The organism is Martinezella sp. CNPSo 3964, from assembly GCF_057784375.1.
Window position 1 is genome coordinate 77,165 of record NZ_JBXSOW010000007.1, and the last position, 19,085, is coordinate 96,249.

26 protein-coding genes are annotated in these 19,085 nt (G+C 59.4%); 12 read left to right on the forward strand and 14 right to left on the reverse strand.

Annotation, left to right across the window (positions count from 1 at the left end):
• Positions 1–18: 18 nt before the first annotated feature.
• From AC13Q5_RS21395 to AC13Q5_RS21410, 4 genes are all read left to right on the forward strand, one after another.
• Positions 19–447: a hypothetical protein gene (locus AC13Q5_RS21395; protein WP_488503069.1), complete on the forward strand. Its 429-nt coding sequence runs from the start codon at positions 19–21 to the stop codon at positions 445–447.
• Between the two features lie 139 nt (positions 448–586).
• Positions 587–1,252 (forward strand): S24 family peptidase, encoded by a 666-nt coding sequence (locus AC13Q5_RS21400; protein WP_075855280.1) that lies wholly within the window; start codon positions 587–589, stop codon positions 1,250–1,252.
• Positions 1,253–1,267: 15 nt separating this feature from the next.
• On the forward strand, positions 1,268–2,467 hold the full coding sequence (locus tag AC13Q5_RS21405) for a thermonuclease family protein (RefSeq protein ID WP_488503070.1): 1,200 nt from the start codon (positions 1,268–1,270) through the stop codon (positions 2,465–2,467).
• 178 nt (positions 2,468–2,645) lie between these two features.
• Positions 2,646–3,059 carry a tellurite resistance TerB family protein gene (locus tag AC13Q5_RS21410; RefSeq protein WP_075855283.1) on the forward strand — a complete coding sequence of 138 codons (414 nt, stop codon included), beginning with the start codon at positions 2,646–2,648 and terminating at the stop codon, positions 3,057–3,059.
• A gap of 102 nt (positions 3,060–3,161) precedes the next feature.
• Here the strand turns inward: AC13Q5_RS21410 and AC13Q5_RS21415 are convergent, their stop codons facing one another.
• A complete protein-coding gene (locus AC13Q5_RS21415; RefSeq protein WP_349957412.1) occupies positions 3,162–4,037 on the reverse strand; it encodes a transporter substrate-binding domain-containing protein in 876 nt (291 codons plus the stop codon).
• A 430-nt stretch (positions 4,038–4,467) separates the two neighbouring features.
• Here AC13Q5_RS21415 and AC13Q5_RS21420 point away from each other — a divergent pair, with 430 nt between their 5' ends.
• Positions 4,468–6,474, forward strand: a complete 2,007-nt coding sequence (locus AC13Q5_RS21420) for a methyl-accepting chemotaxis protein (protein WP_488503071.1) — start codon at positions 4,468–4,470, stop codon at positions 6,472–6,474.
• A gap of 84 nt (positions 6,475–6,558) precedes the next feature.
• Here the strand turns inward: AC13Q5_RS21420 and AC13Q5_RS21425 are convergent, their stop codons facing one another.
• Both AC13Q5_RS21425 and AC13Q5_RS21430 read right to left on the reverse strand, forming a co-directional pair.
• Positions 6,559–7,134: an acyltransferase gene (locus tag AC13Q5_RS21425; RefSeq protein WP_075855286.1), complete on the reverse strand. Its 576-nt coding sequence runs from the start codon at positions 7,132–7,134 to the stop codon at positions 6,559–6,561.
• A gap of 118 nt (positions 7,135–7,252) precedes the next feature.
• Positions 7,253–8,479 (reverse strand): MFS transporter, encoded by a 1,227-nt coding sequence (locus AC13Q5_RS21430; protein ID WP_488503072.1) that lies wholly within the window; start codon positions 8,477–8,479, stop codon positions 7,253–7,255.
• 101 nt (positions 8,480–8,580) lie between these two features.
• On the opposite strand from AC13Q5_RS21430, the gene AC13Q5_RS21435 reads away from it, so the two are divergent.
• A complete protein-coding gene (locus tag AC13Q5_RS21435) occupies positions 8,581–9,489 on the forward strand; it encodes a LysR family transcriptional regulator (protein WP_488503073.1) in 909 nt (302 codons plus the stop codon).
• Positions 9,490–9,498: 9 nt separating this feature from the next.
• Here the strand turns inward: AC13Q5_RS21435 and AC13Q5_RS21440 are convergent, their stop codons facing one another.
• On the reverse strand, positions 9,499–9,876 hold the full coding sequence (locus tag AC13Q5_RS21440; RefSeq protein ID WP_075855290.1) for a VOC family protein: 378 nt from the start codon (positions 9,874–9,876) through the stop codon (positions 9,499–9,501).
• Positions 9,877–10,109: 233 nt separating this feature from the next.
• Here AC13Q5_RS21440 and AC13Q5_RS21445 point away from each other — a divergent pair, with 233 nt between their 5' ends.
• The gene (locus AC13Q5_RS21445) at positions 10,110–11,093 is read left to right on the forward strand and encodes a hypothetical protein (protein ID WP_488503074.1); all 984 of its coding nucleotides are present in this window, start codon (positions 10,110–10,112) and stop codon (positions 11,091–11,093) included.
• Between the two features lie 445 nt (positions 11,094–11,538).
• Here the strand turns inward: AC13Q5_RS21445 and AC13Q5_RS21450 are convergent, their stop codons facing one another.
• The 3 genes from AC13Q5_RS21450 to AC13Q5_RS21460 are packed head-to-tail and all read right to left on the reverse strand — an operon-like array spanning position 11,539 to position 12,923.
• The gene (locus tag AC13Q5_RS21450; protein ID WP_488503075.1) at positions 11,539–12,033 is read right to left on the reverse strand and encodes a hypothetical protein; all 495 of its coding nucleotides are present in this window, start codon (positions 12,031–12,033) and stop codon (positions 11,539–11,541) included.
• Positions 12,030–12,536 (reverse strand): hypothetical protein, encoded by a 507-nt coding sequence (locus AC13Q5_RS21455; protein WP_488503076.1) that lies wholly within the window; start codon positions 12,534–12,536, stop codon positions 12,030–12,032. Before AC13Q5_RS21455 ends, AC13Q5_RS21450 begins: the two co-directional genes overlap by 4 nt.
• Positions 12,537–12,548: 12 nt before the next feature.
• A complete protein-coding gene (locus AC13Q5_RS21460; RefSeq protein WP_488503077.1) occupies positions 12,549–12,923 on the reverse strand; it encodes a hypothetical protein in 375 nt (124 codons plus the stop codon).
• A 321-nt stretch (positions 12,924–13,244) separates the two neighbouring features.
• Here AC13Q5_RS21460 and AC13Q5_RS21465 point away from each other — a divergent pair, with 321 nt between their 5' ends.
• The 5 genes from AC13Q5_RS21465 to AC13Q5_RS21485 all read left to right on the forward strand — a co-directional run bounded on the left by AC13Q5_RS21465 (position 13,245) and on the right by AC13Q5_RS21485 (position 15,284).
• A complete protein-coding gene (locus AC13Q5_RS21465) occupies positions 13,245–13,484 on the forward strand; it encodes a hypothetical protein (protein ID WP_174174065.1) in 240 nt (79 codons plus the stop codon).
• Positions 13,485–13,547: 63 nt separating this feature from the next.
• Positions 13,548–13,751 (forward strand): hypothetical protein, encoded by a 204-nt coding sequence (locus AC13Q5_RS21470; protein ID WP_488503078.1) that lies wholly within the window; start codon positions 13,548–13,550, stop codon positions 13,749–13,751.
• Positions 13,752–13,755: 4 nt separating this feature from the next.
• A complete protein-coding gene (locus AC13Q5_RS21475) occupies positions 13,756–14,238 on the forward strand; it encodes a hypothetical protein (protein ID WP_488503079.1) in 483 nt (160 codons plus the stop codon).
• A 12-nt stretch (positions 14,239–14,250) separates the two neighbouring features.
• Positions 14,251–14,988: an SOS response-associated peptidase gene (locus AC13Q5_RS21480; RefSeq protein ID WP_488503080.1), complete on the forward strand. Its 738-nt coding sequence runs from the start codon at positions 14,251–14,253 to the stop codon at positions 14,986–14,988.
• Positions 14,985–15,284 (forward strand): hypothetical protein, encoded by a 300-nt coding sequence (locus AC13Q5_RS21485; protein WP_488503081.1) that lies wholly within the window; start codon positions 14,985–14,987, stop codon positions 15,282–15,284. The genes AC13Q5_RS21480 and AC13Q5_RS21485 overlap by 4 nt, the downstream gene beginning before the upstream one ends.
• An 81-nt stretch (positions 15,285–15,365) precedes the next feature.
• Here the strand turns inward: AC13Q5_RS21485 and AC13Q5_RS21490 are convergent, their stop codons facing one another.
• The 7 genes from AC13Q5_RS21490 to AC13Q5_RS21520 all read right to left on the reverse strand — a co-directional run bounded on the left by AC13Q5_RS21490 (position 15,366) and on the right by AC13Q5_RS21520 (position 19,084).
• The gene (locus tag AC13Q5_RS21490; RefSeq protein WP_488503082.1) at positions 15,366–15,782 is read right to left on the reverse strand and encodes a DUF1515 domain-containing protein; all 417 of its coding nucleotides are present in this window, start codon (positions 15,780–15,782) and stop codon (positions 15,366–15,368) included.
• A gap of 105 nt (positions 15,783–15,887) precedes the next feature.
• On the reverse strand, positions 15,888–16,103 hold the full coding sequence (locus AC13Q5_RS21495; protein ID WP_488503083.1) for a dehydrogenase: 216 nt from the start codon (positions 16,101–16,103) through the stop codon (positions 15,888–15,890).
• 7 nt (positions 16,104–16,110) lie between these two features.
• On the reverse strand, positions 16,111–16,497 hold the full coding sequence (locus AC13Q5_RS21500; protein ID WP_488503084.1) for a hypothetical protein: 387 nt from the start codon (positions 16,495–16,497) through the stop codon (positions 16,111–16,113).
• Positions 16,497–16,787, reverse strand: a complete 291-nt coding sequence (locus AC13Q5_RS21505) for a hypothetical protein (protein WP_488503085.1) — start codon at positions 16,785–16,787, stop codon at positions 16,497–16,499. Before AC13Q5_RS21505 ends, AC13Q5_RS21500 begins: the two co-directional genes overlap by 1 nt.
• On the reverse strand, positions 16,787–17,419 hold the full coding sequence (locus AC13Q5_RS21510) for a hypothetical protein (RefSeq protein WP_488503086.1): 633 nt from the start codon (positions 17,417–17,419) through the stop codon (positions 16,787–16,789). The genes AC13Q5_RS21505 and AC13Q5_RS21510 overlap by 1 nt, the downstream gene beginning before the upstream one ends.
• A 67-nt stretch (positions 17,420–17,486) precedes the next feature.
• Complete coding sequence (locus AC13Q5_RS21515; RefSeq protein ID WP_488503087.1) at positions 17,487–17,858, reverse strand: hypothetical protein; 372 nt, start codon at positions 17,856–17,858, stop codon at positions 17,487–17,489.
• Between the two features lie 74 nt (positions 17,859–17,932).
• Positions 17,933–19,084, reverse strand: coding sequence for a hypothetical protein (locus tag AC13Q5_RS21520; RefSeq protein WP_488503088.1), 1,152 nt, complete (start codon positions 19,082–19,084; stop codon positions 17,933–17,935).
• Between the last annotated feature and the right edge of the window lies 1 nt (position 19,085).

A 19,085-nucleotide genomic window follows, 5' to 3' on the forward strand; every position in this document is an offset into this window, starting at 1 on the left:
GAAAATCCGGAGGATGACATGACGAAGGAACTGAAAATCGGCCTTGTGGCCATGCTTCTGCCTACCGCCTTTCTTCTCGCCACGCCGGCTCTATCGGCCGAACCGGATGCAGAACGCTTTCAGCTTGAGCGCAGCGGCGATCACTTCATCCGCCTCGACAAGCAGACGGGCGCCATGTCCATCTGCCAGGATCAGAACGGCAATCTCGTCTGCCGCATGGCTGCCGATGAACGCGCCGCCTATGACGACGAGCTGGATCGCTTGGCCGACCGCGTGACGAAACTGGAAAAAACGGTCGCCTCGAACAAGGGGGCAAGCCTGCCCGACGATGCCGAGATCGACCGCACGCTCGGCATCATGCAGAAATTCATGCGCGGCTTCATGGGCATGGCGAAAGAATTCCAGAACGAGCAACCGGACGTCAAGCCGCAACCGCAGAAGACCTGAGGCCGGCAAAAAGGCCATACGACGAAAGCACGGGATAAAGGACCGTATTCCTATGCCGGTCTTTACTCGCCAAAATGCCTCGGTTAACGTTTTCTAAAGAGCAGAGCGCCGGGCGAGCCGGCGCGGATACCGAGCGGCGATGCTGTCACACGAGCAGATATGGGGTGCGATCGACCGGCTTGCCGAGCGGCATGCCCTGACCCCCTCTGGTCTCGCCCGCCGCGCCGGCCTTGATGCCACTTCCTTTAACAAATCCAAGCGGTTGAGCCAGGACGGCCGCCTGCGCTGGCCCTCGACGGAATCGATCGCCAAGATCCTCGATGCAACGGGTGCCAGCCTGGAGCAGTTCCTGAGCTTCATCCGGCCGAGCGAACCACCGGGCGCTGCGCTCGTGAATGGGACCCTGTCGGCCGGCCACTCGATCCCCCTGATCGGCTTCGCCCAGGCGGGCGCAGGTGGCTTCTTCGACGATGGCGGATTTCCGGCCGGTCAGGGCTGGGACATGGTGGAGTTTCCTGTTGCAGCCGGGCAAAGGACTGGCGCCTATGCGCTCGAGGTGCAGGGCGAAAGCATGTTGCCGCTCTACCGGGATGGCGATATTCTGATTGTCGAGCCAGGTGCTCAGATCAGGAAAAATGACCGTGTCGTCGTGAAGACCCGCGAGGGTGAAGTCATGGCCAAGGTCCTGCTGCGGCAGAGCGCCAAGTCGATAGAACTTTTGTCGCTCAACCCCGAACACCCCAATCGCAGCTTCGAGCTTGCGGATGTGGAATGGATTGCCCGGATCATTTGGGCCAGCCAATAGGAAAGTTTTCTCGTTATGCGTCGTGATATTTGGCTTGCCGGTGTGGCAGGCGCCATTGTCGGTTCTTGGTTGACCCTCGTCGCGATTCAGGTCAGTGAGCGTGGTTTCAGCCTGCCCCACCGGGGCAACAGCACCACGGCGGCAGAAAACAAGCCGGCTGCGACTACCCCGAGCGAGACCGCCCAGGCCGGCACCATGCCGCCGAAGGCTATCGAGGCACCCAAGCCCGCTGAAACCACGAAGCAGAGCGACGCGAATTCGGGTCAGCCGCTAGCGCAGGCCGACGGCTCGGCCACGCAAGCAACGAAGGATAAGGCAACGATCCTAGCCACAGCGTCCCCTTCCACAAGTAGCTCCGACGGCGGTCCCGAGCTGTCCGCCACCGCCATGGCGGCGGCGGCAGCGGCGAGTGACGACGACGAGGCCAAGGTCGAGGGAAACAAGACGGCGGCAGCGGAGCCGGTGACGCAACAGGACAACGAGGTTCCGACAGACGCGGCGAAGGACAAGGGCGCTGCCCAGTCCCAGGCTTCACAGCCAAGCGAAAGCGCGCCGGACAAGGCGGCTGCCGCTTCATCGGAGACAGCGTCTTCCGATGAGGTCAAGACGGATCCCGTCCCGGACAACCGGATACCGGCCGACCAGATCGACAGGGAAACGGCGGCCGCCGAACATCGAACCCTGCCGCCGGAGTCACCACAGCAGCAGCCTCAGCCGGAGCCTCAGTCCGAACAGACAGCGCTTGATCCCGCATCCAAGCCGCAGGAGCAGACGACAACGATCGAACTCGTCCGCCCCTTCTCGGATCAGGCTGGCATATTGACCATTACCGGCAGGAGCGTGCAGCTCAGCGGGATCGTTCCGACCGATGTCGACCGGATGTGCACCGGCCCAAGCGGGAAGGCCTGGCCCTGCGGCCAGGCCGCACGCACGGCCTTCCGCATGTATCTGCGTGGCCGCTCGATCGATTGCGATGTGCCCGATGCCAACTGGAAAGGCACCGTCAAGGGCGCCTGCCGCTATGTCCGCGTCGATCTCAGCGCCTGGCTGGTGCGCTTTGGCTGGGCCGATCCGGAGCCAGGCTCGCCGCTTGCATCGCTGGTCGATGAGGCCAAGCAAAAGAAGCGTGGCATGTATGGGGACGATCCACGCAAGAATGGAAAATCGACGCTCGGACCAGCCTTGCCCAAGGAAGACCCGCTCAATCCGATCTGACGCCCTGCTTCCGCCGTTACAGCGCCGCGCGTCATATGTGACCCGCAAAGGTCGCTGTAGCACTTTAAACCCGCTGCATAATTCCTTAAATCGATTCCGATTTAAGGAATTATGCAGTAACTTTTGCGATGAGACGCGCGACTTTTCAGCCTGCCAAATTCAAAGGACTTCGCCTGTCATGAACAAGCCGCTTTCTGCTCACGAGGCCCTGATCTATGTCATGGTACTGGCCTCGGCCGTTGATCGCACGATGAACGATCGGGAACTCAGCCGCATCGGTGAGCTCATCCACGCCCTGCCGGTCTTCAAGGGGTTCGACGACGAGAAGCTGATTTCCGTCTCCCGCGATTGCGCCAAGCTCCTGGCCAGCAATGAAGGGCTCGACATCGTGCTCGAAACCGTACGCGATACGCTGCCGGCGCGGCTCTACGATACAGCCTACGCCCTTGCCGTCGAAGTGGCTTCGGCCGACCTGTCGGTCAAGGCCGAGGAACTGCGCCTGCTCAGCCTGCTTCGCGACCGTCTTGGCCTCGACAAGCTGACCTGCGCGGCCATCGAGCGCAGCGCGATTGCCCGCTACCGCAAGGCCTGACCAGAGCAATTCCGGGAAAAGTGCGCAGCGGTTTTCCGTCCGCAATTGCGAGAAAACAAAGAGCTAGGGCGCTTCAGAGAAGCCGTGAAAAGCTGAACCGCTCTAGTACAGCCCATAAGGGAAATAGCGCAGATAGATTTCCTGCAGCCTGCCATCGCGTGAGAGTGTGGCGAGCGCATGATTTATCGCGGCCGTCAGATCGGCATCCTGCTGACGCAGCATGATGGTCAAGCCCTCGCCGAGAAACTGCTGCGACAGGTAGGGACCATCAAACAGAGCGCAGCATTTTTCCGCCGCCGGCGACGAGACCCAAAAGGAAAGCTGCAGGCCATCAGCGAAGGCGGCATCGACCTTGCCGTCCTTGACGGCGGCCAGCAGCGCATCCTTGTCGTCGAACGGCACTGGCTTGATCGCCGGGAAGAAGGCCGTCAGCATTGCCTCGTGCACCGTGCCCTTGACGACACCGACCGGATGTCCCGAGAGCGAGGCGGCCGTGCTGCCGCTGATCGATGCCTTGAGATTGCGCGCGAAACGGGCCGGCAACGTCAGGAAAGGCCGCGAAAAGGCAAAAGTCTTGCGCAGTTCAGGCGTGACCGCGACGCCGGCAATGACGGCATCGCCCTGGGAGGCCGCGAGTGCGCCCTGCAATTCGCCGAAGGGCAAGGCCTGGATCTGGCATTTGTCGGATATTGCGAGCTCATCGCAGATCTTGCGCGCCAGTTCGACATGGAAGCCCGTGAGCTTGCCGTTCTGATCGAGGAAATTGAAGGGCGGAAAATCGATCGATGTCAGGAAGCGCAGCCTGACCAGGGAGGACAGGTCCGGCTTCGGCAGGCGCTCGCGCGCATCGAACAGGATCGGCAGGTTCTGCGGCTTCGTCTCCTCGGCAGCAACCGGCCAGGCGCAGGAGATGGCGACCAATGCCGCACACGCGAGGAGCCGGGCGACGAAGATCGTCGACGAAAGGCAAACAGGCATGGTCTTGATCCAGCCTCCGGTCGTGGATGCACATTTCTGATTCACGAATCCGATTTAGCAGAGTCACGCCGCAGGGGGAATATCGCGCCATGCAATGTCGGCGGCCGCGTCTGCTGGATGAACGGCGGAGATCATGCGCACCACCCGGTTGCGAAGTTTTGCACATGCACAAAATTAATGACGGAATCCGGCTCTGCCGCCGCCACCGTTAGCGGTCGATTAAGCTCTGTTGATTGTACTCAGCGCCATCGACGACATCGGCCCCAACGCCGATCGCATGATGCAGGTCGTCTGGACCTTCTCGGCAAGGTATCACGCAAATTCGGCTTCACCCGTGCACTTCAGGCAGCGCTCCCCTCACGACCCAAGACGGGCGAGCGGGTTCTTGGTCTCACTCTGAATAAGGCACGGCATTCGCAGGCGGACCGCCATGTTCAGGAACCTGAAAATCAAAACCAAGATGCTCGCCGTGATCCTGTTTCTCGGCGTCATTTCCTTCGTCGGCCTGCTATTGATCGCCAGCGAATTCCACAAGGCGGATCGGGCCTATAGCGCCTTCCTCGACAATGAAGCCGTCGCGGCGAGCGAGGCCGCGCGTGCGAGCGCTGCCTCTCTCGCTTCCGTGCTGCAAGCAAGCCTGATGCTGAATTTCGATCCCGGCAGTGACGCCTTCAAGGCGATTGCGGCGGGCAGCAGCTATTTCGGCGAAGCCAAGCAAAGACTGACCCATGCGGAAAATCTCATTCCCTCGGCAAAGCAATCGATCGATGAGATCCTTGCCCGTCTCGATGAGGTGCAAAGCCTCACCGAAAAGACCATCGATCAGCGCAAGAACGGCGACCTCAAGGGCGCCGAGGCGACTCTGATGCTGGTCAACCAAAAGCTGCCCAAGCTCATTGCCAGCATCCAGGCCAACGACGATGCGCTGACAAACCGGATGAACCAGGGCGCCGATGCCTTGTCGGTCCATCTCAACAGCTCCGTCAACTACATGCTCATGGCTCTCGCCGGGTTGATCATGCTGGCCATCCTCCTCGGCATGTATGCCGCGCAGAAGGGCATCGCCGCGCCGCTGATGCGGCTGCATCAGCGCATGACGACACTTGCGCATGGCGACACGGCAAGCGAGATAGAGGGCCAGGAGCGCCGCGACGAGATCGGGCAGATGGCCTCAGCCGTCGCCATATTCCGTGACAACGCCGTCGAGCGGTCCCGCCTTGAAGTGCAGGCCGAGGCGGATCGCATCCTCAGCGACAGCGAGCGTAGCCAGCGCGAGACAAGGCAGGCTGCCGAAGCGGCACAGCTTCAACAGGCCGTTCAGGCTGTCGGCGACGGCCTAAGGCGTCTTGCGGAAGGCGATCTCGTCACGCAGATCGATACCCAGTTCGTTGCGCATCTCGATCAGTTGCGGCAGGACTTCAACAGCTCGCTCGACAAGCTCAACGCAACGATACAAGCCGTCGGCTCCAACGCCCGCGCCATCAGTGCCGGTGCCGACGAAATCCGTGGCGCAGCCGACGAGCTTTCCAAGCGCACCGAACAGCAGGCCGCTTCCGTCGAGGAAACCGCTGCCGCCCTGGAGCAGATCACCACCACCGTCAAGGACGCCGCCAAGCGCACGCAGGAGGCCAGCCAGCTCGCCGCCCATACCCGCGGCGACGCGGAACACTCCGGCGAGATCGTCCGCAATGCAATCGAAGCCATGCAGCAGATCGAAAAGTCCTCGGGCGAGATCGGCAACATCATCAGCGTCATCGACGATATTGCCTTCCAGACCAATCTTCTGGCGCTGAATGCCGGCGTCGAGGCCGCCCGTGCGGGGGATGCCGGCAAGGGCTTTGCCGTCGTCGCCCAGGAAGTGCGCGAGCTTGCTCAGCGCTCCGCCAATGCTGCCAAGGAAATCAAGGGTCTCATCGCTACTTCCGAAACGCATGTACGTACGGGCGTCGGACTGGTCAGCGAAACCGGCAAGGCACTCGATGCCATCGTCTCGGGCGTGCAGGAAATCAACCGGCATGTGCAGGCGATCGCCGAAGCCTCCCGCGAACAGTCGGCTGGCCTGCAGGAGATCAATACGGCCGTCAACAGCATGGATCGCGGCACGCAGCAAAATGCTGCCATGGTCGAGGAGAGCACGGCTGCAAGCCACAGCCTGGCGACGGAGGCTGCCTCGCTGTCCAACCTGCTTGCTCAGTTTCGCACGGATGGCGGCGATGCCATGCGCGTCTCTGCGAAACCTGTCGTCAGCCCAGCGCCGAGGCCGGCACCTCGACCGGCGGCCCCGCCGGTTGCAACTCCGCGTATCCGGGCCGTCGACAATGCCAAGGTGCGGCCGGCCGCTTCTCCCGCGCGTGCGCTCGGTCAGAAGCTGCTGAGCGCCTTCGGTGCCACGCCGGCGGCGACAACGAGCAAGGAATCGGATTGGACTGAGTTCTGAAACCGGCAACGTCGGCATCGACAGCCACTCGCGGTGCATTCAATGTAAAGCGTCCAGCCCGACGAGATTACCCGGTCGAACTGCTTACTTTTTCGCGCGGGCGAATTGTTCGACCCTTGCAGATCCGCGGTCGCCGGTTTCTCCGCGCCGCTTCAGTAGCCTTGCGGGAGCTCCGACATAGATGCCATAGGGCTCGGTCTTTCCTTTGACAACGGCATTGGCGCCGATGACGCATCCCTTGGCGACGTGGGCGCCGCCGAGGATCTTGGCGCCTGCGCCGATCCAGACGTCATCTTCAATGACGATCGGCTTCTTCGTGACACCCTGAAGGCGGATCGGGCGGGAAACATCATCGAAATTGTGATCGAAGGAGACGATCATCGCATGAGCGGCGATGCGCACGTCGTTGCCGATGGAGATGCCGCCACGGCCCAGCAGGATGCTATAATCGTTAAAGGAAACGTGGTTGCCGACCTCGATACTGCCTTCTTGCGCATCGATGACCACTCCCTTACGGAAATGCACTCTCTCTCCGATGCGAACGTCGCCGCGCCTCCAGATGATCCTGGTGCCGAGAGGGACTTTGGTGCTGCGGGCAATTCTCAGCACGCCGCTCCTAAAGACAGCTCTCAGCCTGTAAAGCCATGCAATTCCACGCATTCCGACACTCCTGACAAGGGGCGTCTGTTTTTACATGTTTGTCTGGCGCCCACCTGAAAGGGCTACAAATGGCGATGCGGCCGTGCGATCACAAGTGCTGCCCGTCTCCTGGCATCGTTCAGGTGCGTGCGGCAAGGCCCGTGATCAATGCAATCACGCCAAAGCCCGCGGCCCCTGCACAGACAGCAACCCAGCCGCCGAAATCCCATGCCGTGCCGGCAAGCGCCGATCCGAGAGCTCCGCCGAGAAAGAAGATGCCGACGAAGAGACCATTGATGCGTCCGCGAGCCTCCGGCTTCAGGAGATTGACAGCACGACGGCCCAAGGTCTGGTCTCCGGTGACGCCGACATCGAGCAGGACGGCGCTGGCACCCAGAAGGATCAGCAGGGCCATAGAGTCGCCCGACCGTATTGCGCCTACCCATGCGGCGAGCGCCATGGCGGCAAGGACGATCAGATGCGAGGTCAATGTCGCCGTCCGTGTCCAGCCCCTGTCACCCATGCGGCCGAAGACAGAGGTCGCGGCAGCGCCGCCGGCGCCCACGAGGGCAAACAGTGCGATGCCGGATTGGCCAAGCGAGAATGGTGGTTGTGCCAGACGCAGGGCGACGGAAGTCCAGAACAGGCTGAAGCTTGCCATCATCAACGCGGCGGTGAAGGCGCGCAGCCTCAACACCGGCTCCTCCCGCAAGAGATCGAAGAGCGAGCCGATCAAGGCCCCGTAGCTTGCGCTGACCAACGGGCGCCGCTCCGGCAGGCGCAGGGCGAGAACGGCCGCCAAGAGCGCGAGCGTCACCGCACTCATGGCATAGAAACTTCTCCAGCCCCAGAAATCGGCGATCAGGCTCGCTAGCGGGCGCGAGACAAGAATGCCGACCATGACACCGCTCATGACATTGCCGATTACCCGGCCGCGATGTTCAGGCGGTGCCATGGCGGCTGCGATCGGCACGAGGATCTGGATCGCCGAACAGGCCGCCCCCAGCAGGAAGAGGAAGATCAGCAGGCTCCAGCCTGTCGGCGCGAAGGCGGCGGCAATAGCCATGACCAGAGCCGAGACAAGCATGCGCAGCACCAGCCGCCGATTTTCCATGAGATCCGCCAGCGGCACTAGAAAAAACAGGCCAGCGGCATAACCGAGCAGCGAGGCCATGGCTACCAGGCCCGCGCCGCTCTCGGAAAAGCCGAGCGAGGGGCCGATGATGCCAACCAGCGTCTGGGGTGCGAAGAGATTGATGATGATGACGCCGGTGGCGATGGCGAACAACAAGGTCGAAGGAGCGGCCGCTGCCGTGTAAACATCTTCCTCCGGCTCGCTCGTCATGCATTCGGGAACTTGCGACATGAGCTCTCCAATAATTTCTGATAATAAAGATAGCCATGTTTATCGCCTTGTTGCATAATGCGGCAATTGAAATGAACTAATAATGATTATGCGAGTTCAGCATGAACATTCATGATCTGGAAGCTTTCGTCGCTGTGGTGGAAACGGGCTCGATTGTCGCGGCCTCTGCACGCATCAATTTGACCCAGCCGGGCATCACCCGGCGCATACAGAACCTGGAAGACAGTCTCGGCATCGCCCTCCTCGACCGGCAATCGAAGCCCCTGAGGCCGACGGCGGAGGGACGCGAGGCCTATGAGCATGGGCGCCGGGTGTTGCGCTCGCTCGATGATCTCAAGGCCGGTGTTTCGCCCGGTGGTACGATCGGCGGTGAATTTCGCCTCGGGATCATGCCCTATCTCTCCGAAGCGGCCTTATCCGCTCCGCTTGATGAATTGCGCAGCCAGTTTCCGCAATTGACGCTACGGATCGTCACCGGCTGGTCGCCACAGCTGATCGAGCAGGTCGCGCACAGTCAGCTCGATGCGGCGACGGTCTGCCTGGCGGAGGGGCTGCAGCCGCCGGACAATGTCGTCGGCGATGTGCTCGGAGTCCACGCCGTCATTCTCGTCGCGGCGCCGTCGCTCGGCGTCCCCAAGGAGCCGAGACTTGAAGATCTCTCCCGTTTCCCCTGGATCATGAATCAAAGCGGCTGCGGCTTTCGCGCCTTCATTCAGCATCGCTTCGAAGCCGAGCGCCTGCCTTTCGATGTCGGAGTCGAGGCCATGAGCGCCGATCTGCGCATGTCGCTGGTTGCGCGCGGACTCGGCATCGGTGTCTTGACGCCGGCCGCGCTGGCCGACAGCCGCTGGCGCAATTCCATCGAGATCATCGAGGCTCCCGATTTCAGCCCGAAGGTCGTCAACTGGCTGGTGCACCGGCCGCCGGCGGGACGCCTTGCTCGTCCAATCGCAACCTTCGGTGAAGCACTGGCGGAAACGCTGAAGGCGAAAAGACCCTTCCTGACCTGAGCCCGGCAATCAGGCGCCGGGTCTGTTGACCATCGCCTCGATATTGTAGCCATCGGGATCGAGGACGAAGCAGGCATAATAATCGGCGCCATAGTCCGGTCGCGGTCCAGGCACGCCATTATCCTTGGCACCCGCTTCGAGCGCAGCGCGATGGAAGGCATCGACTTCGGCCCTCTTCTGGACTCGGAAGGCGACATGCAAATGCGTCAGAGGCAGCTTGCTGCCGGTATGCTGGATCTCGAAGAGGCTGCCATCGCCGACATCGAACGCCCAGAACACGTGCTCTTTTCCAAAAGACAGGCGATAGCCCAAGGGTTCGAAGGCCCGCTCGTAGAAGGCCTTGCTTCCCTCGAGATCGCTGACTTCGATGGTTATGTGATCAATCACCTCGAGCGCATCCCCGCAATTAAAGACATAAAGACAGGCTAAACAGGGGTGGCGATTCAAACAACAGCTATTGCACGGGCGTCACCATCTTTAATTGCGACGCCTCGCGAGGACAGGCTATGGTGTTCAACAGGCCCCTATCCAGTTTCGCTTACGTACTCGCCTTGGCCATGACAGTGTGGGCCGTTCCTGCGGGATCCTCGGAACTCGGCATCGACCGCTCGGGGCTATCTATGCAGAGCACGGCGGTTCAGGAAAAGACACTCACGGACATTCGAGGCCTGGGTGCTGCCTGGTTTCGCGACGGACCGACATCCGGCTCGGCGCAGGGTGTGGCGAATTTCGTGAATGAGATCCGGCTCGCGAAACAACGGCACCTGAAGGTTCTGATAACCATCGCCCAGATGGACGAGGACTATGATGTTCCCTTGCAAATGCATGACCGCGGCTGGAAAGCGAAGAAGCTGAGCCAGATCGATCTCGCGAAATTCACACAGCGCTTCCAGAGCCTGCTTGGCGCGCTGAAGGCGGCAGGTCTGACGATCGATGCGGTCGAATTCGGCAGCGAGGATGACAGCTATTATTACGATGCAGACGTGCCATACGACCATCCGGCTACGGCAGATGAATTGCACACGTGGCTGCGCGGATACGGCGCATTCCTGAAAACAGGGGCGACCATTCTGCACGATCCTCGCTACTATCCCACCGCGAAGATCATCACCTTCGGCATGGCCCATGGCTGCGACCCATGTAAAGGCCCGCCCCGTCACCTCATCAACCCGGCCTGGGCCGTCGCCATGCTGAAGAATGTCGATGGTTTCAACTACCTCAGCAATGCCACCTATCACGTGGACGGCTACGGCACGCATATCTACGTGTCGCCGAACTACATTGACGGCATGGCGACGCAGATGCTGCGCCAGGATGCCGCCGCACTCGGCCGGGACAAGTCCCTATGGATCACCGAATGGGGATTCCTCGATCTCAACGCCTTTCCCAACAAGAAAGGCGAGACCCTGAGCCAGTGCATACAGGTGTTTCTCGATACGCTCGACAGGCTTCGCACCCAGATTTCAATCGGGCCGATGATGTTCTATCGCTACGATACCTGGCTGTCGGACGCATCCGGGAAACTGCTGCCCCAAGCCAAGGTGCTCGCTACCTACACAGCGAAACAATCACCCCAAAAGGGAGACGCGGGCGGTCAACTGTGAGGAAAATGGAGCGGGTGAAGGGAATCGAACCCTCGTATTCAGCTTGGGAAGCTCGACTTAAGGCCTATAGTCCAAGCACTTAGCTGTAAAACTCAGCCGTTCGCGCGAGAAAAAGCCGTTTAGTATCAATCGGGGTGTAAAACATGGAGTGCCAGATTTGAGTAGTGCGTCCAAGCCATTCTCGAAACGCGCGGGCGTCCGCGCGGCCGATTGGTCACGCAGATTCACCGCCCTCAAACTTACAATCGAAGCGAAGGTTACATCACAAGGGGGAGACGCCGGCTAGATCATAGCTCATTGTAACGCAAAATGCCGAGGTGATCCGCGTGACGCGATAAAGTCAGCCGCGAAGCTTACTTATCGACGACGAATAGACACTGCTTGAAGACGCTTCGAGCTCACGGTAGCAATTTTGTGACGCCGTGAGCGGATTAATTTCCGAAAGTTACCCGCGAGAGGGCGAACTCTTGATTACCGGCATAACCGGCAATTCGGCTTTTGATTCCCACGAGAGATGCGCAACCAAGCCGCGAAAATATGGATAAGACGCAAATCGTCCGACCCTCTTTAAGTAAGCCTCTAGATGAACCTTTTCCACCTCTGGAACGCTTCGATAGACAACGAAATACTGAGCGTCGACTTTGAGAAGCTTCTTTTTGGAAACTGCAACATTGGTTGACCAGGAGAAATGCCCTCCCAATGTTTTGGACTCCGGATCATAGTTGACAGCTGTCAGCTCGCCATCAAATGAACGAGATAGCGGTCTTCCGCCTTCCTCATCTTCCCGCAAGGCGGCAAAATACTCGGGTTTAACGGAAAACTTGAGATCCATTAGTCGGATGTCAAGGAGATCGGCATGCTCCACAATCTGGTTGTATGCCTCAAGGGCCTCAGCCTTCGCAATCTCAGGCTCACCCTTTGAAATACTGACTTCACTCATGCTACCGCTGCTTGCTCGTAGAGCTTTTCCGAGAGATTGTCGTTCACAACCATTGGTGTAATTTTCCGCGATCGCTTCTCGATCAGCTGCATGAGCATATTGGTGGTGGTTGCCGTCGTACCCACGACGGCAACCTCTACATCAACAAAATGTGATTCTGCCGAAATCTCGACAGCCGCAATCCACCCGGCATCCTTAGTCGATGGCGCAGAATTACTCCTAGGGGCTTGGCGGTAACCTTGCTCCTTGGTGGGGATGCTTTGCCATTCGCAACGCTTGCCGAGCGCGCAATAAATGCGCGCAATCGTCTCAATCGTCAGGTTTGCATCATCGCCCAGAATCTGGGAAACCCAAGCAGCACTGACTTTCAGCCGTCGAGACAACTCTGCCTTGGAGACATTTGCGTCCTTCATCGCACGCAAGATGTCGTACTGGATGTTGGCGCGAAGCTCTTCGATGGCGAAGATCACTGCTTCATTTTCATCAGCGGGACCAAAATTCACATTGCCCTCCTGTTACATATACATTGCCAACTTGCGTGCCGCAGCCTCAAGCGTCGCCCGATCGGCGGCATTTTGTTTTTTCGCAGTGTCGATTTCCGTTGCGATGAACAACCCTTCGGCTGCAAGCCCTCCGTAGACACGAAGCTGCCACGCCTTGAATGCAGAAATCGCGACCTTTGTTCCCGCTTTCTGCCCGGTGGAGAAGCGGCCCTCGAATTTGAATTTTTCATCATCGAGATATTCATCGCCGTCTTCGGCGAACCGCATCATCCACATCTTACAACGGGCACGTTGGCGCGCATCTGACTTTTCGAACTTCTTAGCAACCTGCGGCGTCATCATAACTCTATAGCGTTTGCCGACGCACACTTCGATCAGATCTTCCATACTGCGCTCAGCTGCACCATTAAGTTAAAACTTAATTCTTGACAACAAGTGAATCAATACCCGGAAAGAGATTTTGGCTGGGCGGACAGCCTCGCGCAAGCCCAGCCCAAATCAATCCCCCTCGCCAGCAATAGCCCAGGCAGATTTATGAATTAATCGCGACGATTGCAATGTTTTCGTCACCATCTCTACCGTCTTTGCATATAAAGCTGTGTAACAAGGGCGCGTCCACAGCAACCTGGCAGTACTGACGCTCCGGATAAGATGTATTGACTCTTCCCCAAAATGAGAACATTTATAGAACAAATTGAGGAAGACAGCATGAGCACCGCCGAGAAATTCATTATCCTGCCGTATCGCAAGAACCGTGGAAACCTTGTGCCCGGCGAGATGCGTCAGGCGTCGAGCGTGCCATCTGCAGAGAAGATCGCGGCTTCCATGGCTTCCCGATTTGTTGGCGTTGCCGCGTATGCGGTCATGGTCGACGAGGAGACCGGCGACATGTCGTCTCCCCGCCTGCTTGCGAAGCACGGCGAAATCGCTGACCTGAACGCCGCCTGAGATAGACCGATATTTTCAATGTTGAGCCGCCGTAGCGATACGCCGGAATGAGGACGTGTGACCATGACTGCCCAGCCGATCGCCGTTGAAGCACCTGAACTTGATCCTATCGATGCGGCGCTTGCCCTTTATGATGGCGATGCTCGCGCGACGATCGCTGCCGCACTGGATATGCTGCAGTTCGTCCGCGCTCAGCTGGCCTTGACGGAAGCAGCCATGTGCCACGGCTTTACCAGAGGCTTCAGGCCAGCCTACGAACCGGAATAGACCGATGTCAGCGCGTACCAGGCTCGCGGATTACAAGGGAGCCAAGCTCGCTGTCATTTGCGAAGACTGCGAACTGCTGAAGAACCTTGATGGAGACGCCCTGCTTGCGGAGTTCGGAGAGGCAGAACTGCCTTCCATCCTCATGCCGCTCGCGAAGTCTTTCGGATGCCAGCGCACGGAGAATAACTACTATGACCGCTGCAGGCTTCACTATCACTATTCGCCTGACGAGTGGGCGAAGAGGTTGGGTTACATCAATCCCAATGAGCGGAAAGATGAGGACCTTCGCTTTTCGGATTTGAGCCGATGGCATAGGCTCTACGTGCACTGCAATTGCGGACGAAAGAGCCAGCTCGATCGAGAACGGCTTGAGCGATCCTTGGGGAAGGATGCCTCGATCGCCGATGCCGTCACGAAACTTGTCTGCAAGAAGTGCGGCACCAAAGGCATGGCAAAGATCATCGTCCGCTCGCCGCCACGGGATTAGGGGGAAACGAACATGTGCAACCTTTATAATGTCACGACCAACCAGGAAGCGATCCGGCAGATCAGCCGTGCGCTGATCGACAGTATCGGCAACCTTGAGCCGGAGCTCGATCTCTATCCCGATCAGATGGGACCGATTGTGCGGAACACGCCGGCCGGCCGAGAGCTGGCGAAGGTCCGGTGGGGCTTGCCGTCGTCGCAGAAAGCAATTTTCGACAATGCGACCAAGCGAGCCGACAAGCTCCGCGCCAAAGGCAAGGAAGTGAACTTCGATGAATTGCTGAGGATGGAGCCGGATGGCGGAACAACGAACGTCCGCAACACCTCGAGCAAGCATTGGGCGAAGTGGCTTGGCGTGGAAAACCGCTGCGTCGTGCCCTTCACGAGATTTGCCGAGCCGGACCCGGCCAGCAAGATCGAAGGTGGCAGAACGCCGAATGCCTGGTTTGCAGGCGGCGCGGACGAGCCGCTGATGTTCTTCGCAGGCCTATGGGTGCCGCAATGGAATTCCGTCCGAAAGATCAAGGAGGGAGAGATCACGGTCGACCTCTATGGCTTCCTGACCACAGAACCGAACGGGGTCGTTGCGCCTATCCATCAGAAGGCGATGCCCGTCATTCTTCGTAATCAGGATGAGGTCGAAACCTGGCTAACAGCGCCGTGGGCGGAAGCGAAGGCGCTTCAGCGGCCGTTGCCAGACGATGAGCTGATTCTACTGCCCGCGAGGAAAACTATGGGAGAAGAAAAATGATCGAGAGCCGCGTCAAGAAGCTGGAACAGACGATCATAGAGCTAGATGCGCGCTGCCTGATGCATGATTTTCTCATTGCGCATCTGCTTGGCAGGATGGGGTCGACAACGGCGGATGTGCGCGGCTTTACCAGCGCCGTGATACAGCAGGTAGGGCGTGACCTTCGCGACAACGGGATGCGCGCTCTCGGCACACCTGACGCGCAACGATTCGCTGATGCGCTGAAGACGTTGGAGTATTTCTCGGATTCCTTGCTGGGCGCGATGGATAAGGCCCCGAAAGAGGAATTGAACTGACATGAGCGATGAAACCGCCGCTTCACTACGCGGGGCGCCCTTTCTATTTTCAAGCACTATTGCGAACATATCGCGCCAGCCTCACAGCTTCAGCCAATGCCGCACGATCGCCGAAGCCGTGTCGCTGGCCCAGACGATGAGTGATCCAACAGAGATCCCGAACAGAATGAGGAGAGCGCCAACACCTGTTCCGAGAAGCTTGATGCGCCGCCACTCCGAAAGTGCCGGCTCGACTTCTTTGTGATTTTTCGCCACCGTTTCCTTAAGGGCGATCACCTCGTTTCGGATCTGCGCATCAACCTGTCCTGCGATGGCAATCGTCTCGTCGGTCTTTGCCATCTGTTTCGCATGATCATCGAGACGCCGATGGATGACAGCGCGGCTCTCGTGCGCGCTCTCCTTCTCTTCCTGAAAATCCTCCCGAATACGGTCAAGCCCCTCTTCCATGCGGCCGAGAGTGCGCATGATTTCGTGCAGTAGATCGCTCTGTGTCGGCATTCGGGCTGGACTTTCATGGCATGAGTGAGAGCAGGCCACAGCCGACCATACAAAGGAAGGCGCCGGCTGAAAGAAAGAAGAGGATAAGACTGACCCGAGCCGGCATCATTTCCGACCGTCCAGCCGGCTATCGCGGTCGGCGTAGAAGTCGCGTAAAGCGCGTTTCTCGCGACCGCAGTTCTTCAGCGCCTTGCGGTCCAGTATCCAGAATTTTTCCGTCTGCCCCTGCGAGAGCGGCTGAGAGCCGATATCGACGGGATCGGGACAATCCTTCGTCAGCGCCGAGTCGGGAGCCGCCAGCTTCGGCGCTGACGGCGGCACAACCAGGCTATCGGACTTCGTTAATACGGCGCACGCTGGCAGCGCCAAGGGCAGGCACGCCAGCAGCAGGATCTTGATCTGCTTCACGCTGCAGCTCCATAGTTCGGTTTTCAAGGGATCGGCTGGCCGCCTGCATCTCGGCAATGCTTCTGGCTTCGGCTTGCTTGGCGGCATTATTGGCCGCGTCCTGGCGCTCGATCTCGCGCAGGCTGGCGGTCGCCGCCGCTGCTCTCGTGGCAGCGATCTTGGCCTCGTAATAGGCTTCCGCCCTCGCATAGCCGCGATGGTCGATGTACCAATAGACCGAACCGAGAGCGCCAGCCGCGAGCAGGCCGGCGACGACGTAGGCGGCAAGACTGCTGCCGCCCAACAGTTTAGTCAGGACCGAAAACATTATTTCACCTCCGTATCCAGCGGATCGGCCGGCGCGTCGCTGTCATCGCGGTAAGGAAGCGCCCGGCCGGTGCGCCAGATGGCGATGACATCCTGCACGGTGGCGAAGCCTGTATAGCCAAGGACGAGGATGGCGATCAGCATGATCCAGCCGTAGGCGATCGTCTCATTGACGCGCGTGTCTGGCGCATTGATGAGCAGGTGCAGCTGGTAGCAGGCCCAGCAGACGATGGGAAAGATGATCACCCGCCGCCACATCCACGCGGGCTCGCCATGTTTCTTCCGGGCCATCAGCGAGCCGCCTCGATCGCAGCCAGGAACTTCTTGGCGTAGAGGGCAATATCGGCAGCGCGATCGGTACCGTTGATGATCTTGCGGGCGCCGGTCCAGTCGCTCGCCGTGGCAGTGAAGAAGTCCGCCAGCTTCTTGCCGGTGAAGCGGCCATTGATCATGCCGTCGTACAGGATTTCGACCGCCTTCATCGCATCGAGCGCCTTATCCGGATCATCGGCAATACCGTACTTGGCGTAGTTGTCCCGCCCGGTGATCTGCACCAGGCCGCGACCGCGATAGCGCCATCCGTCGCCGCTCGCCGCGTCACCATTACCCATACGGTCGGCATAGACGCGGTTTGCGATCTTCTCCGGCTTGCGGGCATAGGCGGTAGCCTGAGCGGAATTGAAGTATTTCGGAAAGGTCGCGAGCAGCCCCTGCGCCGAATAGTTCAGGTTTTCCGAAACGGTGCACATAGTTGCGCCGGTCTCGTGATAGGTTGTCGCCAGCATGTAGGCGAGCCATCTGGTATCGAAGGGCTTTGGCGCCCAATCCGCCAGAATGGCTTCGATGCCATTAAACTGTGCATCCGACAGGCGCCCGCCAAACATCGACGTGCGCACCGCCGCGAAGAATTTCGCGCGATCCATAATGAGACCTTTCTAGTTGGAAATCTGGCGCCGGATTGCCGGCAAGCCGCTTAGATTGGGTTCTAGATCAGAGCTTCGCAGCTGCGATCCAGAGAGCGTCGATCTGATCATCCGTCATGCCATTGGCGGCGCCGAACTGCTCGACAAGCGGATGATTGCGGGAGAACTGCGTGGCACCGCACAGCACCATGCGGGCCGAGAATTGATCTCCTTCCGCCAGGCTGTCGATGAAGGTTTCCATCGCGGTCGGGATATCTCCGGTCCTGACGGCGGCAAGCGCTTCCACGTCGGTGATCATGCCCGCGATGGCGAGCTGCTGGAAAAACTGGCGATCGCTGATGATCTCAGGGACAAGCTCCGGCGTTTCTACAGGCGGAGCCGGAGCCTGGTTGATCTCAGTTACCAGTTCGTCGAGAGACTGACCTGGACGCCCGCACAAGCGCCATCCGTCCGCATTGACCCACTCCGGCCATGGATCCGATTGGACCTGCTCAAAATCAGATGCCTGTATCGTCATATTACTGACCTCGATTGAGACATGATGGTTTTAACGGTGATGGCGGAGGTTCGACCGTTATTGATGATCATCCCTGTGCCGGAGAGATAGCCGACGTTGATGGTGCCAGCTTGGCCAATGGTCGTAGAATAATAGCCGCCCGGATCGGCGATTTTCACGGCAGTGGTCTGACTCAACAAGAATAGTGCCGAGCCGCCTGCGCTCAGGTCTTCGCCAATCAAGAGGAGACCAGCGCCGTTTTGAATGGCGAGGTTGCCGCCATTCGCCGCGAGAGTAATGGGATTTGCAGCTCTCTGGTGCCAACTATTTGCGCTCGCCACAAAATCCAAGGGTCCAGTCACACTGTCGCCGGCCTTAGCGATGCCACCAAACGCAGCAAGGGCCGCTGCGGCGGTTTTCTGGCCGCTGCCGCCAGAGGCGATGGGGAGTGCGTTTGTAAACGAGACAGTGCCGCCGACACTGAAATTGCCCAATACCGCAAACAACCCAGCGCTCAGCTGCAGTGTGCCGTTCGCATTCGTGCCGTCCCAAAGCCCTAGGGTCCACAGCGCTGCCGTCGCTTCCTTGGTCAACTGGACACGCGGCTTGCCCGTTCCGTAGTCTGTCGGTTGCCAATACTGGTAACCGAAGACTGTTGTCGCAGTGCTGGCGGAGATCTGCTGTCCGTCCGTGAACGTGTTCGCACCGTCCGTTCTAGCAGCCTTCAGTGTCGCACGGGCTGTTGCTGCGTCGGCATCATCCAGGAGAGAGCGGGCAAAGCTCGTAATGGTCGCCAGTGCGGCCGTGCTGGGGCCTGTGAAATACGCGAACTTGTCGACGGCCGGCGTAAGCGCGGAAATTGCAGCTATGGCGGTCGCCTTCAGTTGCTGCAGGATCGTCGCTAACGCGCTCGAATTGGCGAGCACCTGGCGATCATAGGCCGTATCAGGAGCCAGGGCATAGGAATAGGTGCCACTCACCCCTTTCCAAGCCACATCAGCAGTGATCTGCGTGTCGCTGGTGACGGCCGAGAACGGCATGGGATTGCCGGCTGCTTCGGGATAGATGATGCCGCCGACGATCAGCGCGGTCTGCCAGGCCGTGCCCGTGCCGTTCACCGTCTTCGATCCGTTGGTGAGGGTAATAGTACCCGTCGTATAGTTCGCCATG

Excerpts from the sequence above, each read along its gene's own strand:
- AC13Q5_RS21405 (WP_488503070.1), top strand. The coding sequence starts at position 1,268 with ATGCGTCGTGATATTTGGCTTGCCGGTGTGGCAGGCGCCATTGTCGGT.
- AC13Q5_RS21505 (WP_488503085.1), bottom strand. The coding sequence starts at position 16,787 with ATGGCCCGGAAGAAACATGGCGAGCCCGCGTGGATGTGGCGGCGGGTG.
- AC13Q5_RS21470 (WP_488503078.1), top strand. The coding sequence starts at position 13,548 with ATGACTGCCCAGCCGATCGCCGTTGAAGCACCTGAACTTGATCCTATC.
- AC13Q5_RS21500 (WP_488503084.1), bottom strand. The coding sequence starts at position 16,497 with ATGTTTTCGGTCCTGACTAAACTGTTGGGCGGCAGCAGTCTTGCCGCC.
- AC13Q5_RS21425 (WP_075855286.1), bottom strand. The coding sequence starts at position 7,134 with ATGCGTGGAATTGCATGGCTTTACAGGCTGAGAGCTGTCTTTAGGAGC.
- AC13Q5_RS21450 (WP_488503075.1), bottom strand. The coding sequence starts at position 12,033 with ATGAGTGAAGTCAGTATTTCAAAGGGTGAGCCTGAGATTGCGAAGGCT.
- AC13Q5_RS21510 (WP_488503086.1), bottom strand. The coding sequence starts at position 17,419 with ATGGATCGCGCGAAATTCTTCGCGGCGGTGCGCACGTCGATGTTTGGC.
- AC13Q5_RS21485 (WP_488503081.1), top strand. The coding sequence starts at position 14,985 with ATGATCGAGAGCCGCGTCAAGAAGCTGGAACAGACGATCATAGAGCTA.
- AC13Q5_RS21410 (WP_075855283.1), top strand. The coding sequence starts at position 2,646 with ATGAACAAGCCGCTTTCTGCTCACGAGGCCCTGATCTATGTCATGGTA.
- AC13Q5_RS21415 (WP_349957412.1), bottom strand. The coding sequence starts at position 4,037 with ATGCCTGTTTGCCTTTCGTCGACGATCTTCGTCGCCCGGCTCCTCGCG.
- AC13Q5_RS21445 (WP_488503074.1), top strand. The coding sequence starts at position 10,110 with ATGCAGAGCACGGCGGTTCAGGAAAAGACACTCACGGACATTCGAGGC.
- AC13Q5_RS21430 (WP_488503072.1), bottom strand. The coding sequence starts at position 8,479 with ATGTCGCAAGTTCCCGAATGCATGACGAGCGAGCCGGAGGAAGATGTT.
- AC13Q5_RS21475 (WP_488503079.1), top strand. The coding sequence starts at position 13,756 with ATGTCAGCGCGTACCAGGCTCGCGGATTACAAGGGAGCCAAGCTCGCT.
- AC13Q5_RS21520 (WP_488503088.1), bottom strand. The coding sequence starts at position 19,084 with ATGGCGAACTATACGACGGGTACTATTACCCTCACCAACGGATCGAAG.
- AC13Q5_RS21490 (WP_488503082.1), bottom strand. The coding sequence starts at position 15,782 with ATGCCGACACAGAGCGATCTACTGCACGAAATCATGCGCACTCTCGGC.
- AC13Q5_RS21460 (WP_488503077.1), bottom strand. The coding sequence starts at position 12,923 with ATGGAAGATCTGATCGAAGTGTGCGTCGGCAAACGCTATAGAGTTATG.
- AC13Q5_RS21400 (WP_075855280.1), top strand. The coding sequence starts at position 587 with ATGCTGTCACACGAGCAGATATGGGGTGCGATCGACCGGCTTGCCGAG.
- AC13Q5_RS21420 (WP_488503071.1), top strand. The coding sequence starts at position 4,468 with ATGTTCAGGAACCTGAAAATCAAAACCAAGATGCTCGCCGTGATCCTG.
- AC13Q5_RS21395 (WP_488503069.1), top strand. The coding sequence starts at position 19 with ATGACGAAGGAACTGAAAATCGGCCTTGTGGCCATGCTTCTGCCTACC.
- AC13Q5_RS21465 (WP_174174065.1), top strand. The coding sequence starts at position 13,245 with ATGAGCACCGCCGAGAAATTCATTATCCTGCCGTATCGCAAGAACCGT.
- AC13Q5_RS21435 (WP_488503073.1), top strand. The coding sequence starts at position 8,581 with ATGAACATTCATGATCTGGAAGCTTTCGTCGCTGTGGTGGAAACGGGC.
- AC13Q5_RS21480 (WP_488503080.1), top strand. The coding sequence starts at position 14,251 with ATGTGCAACCTTTATAATGTCACGACCAACCAGGAAGCGATCCGGCAG.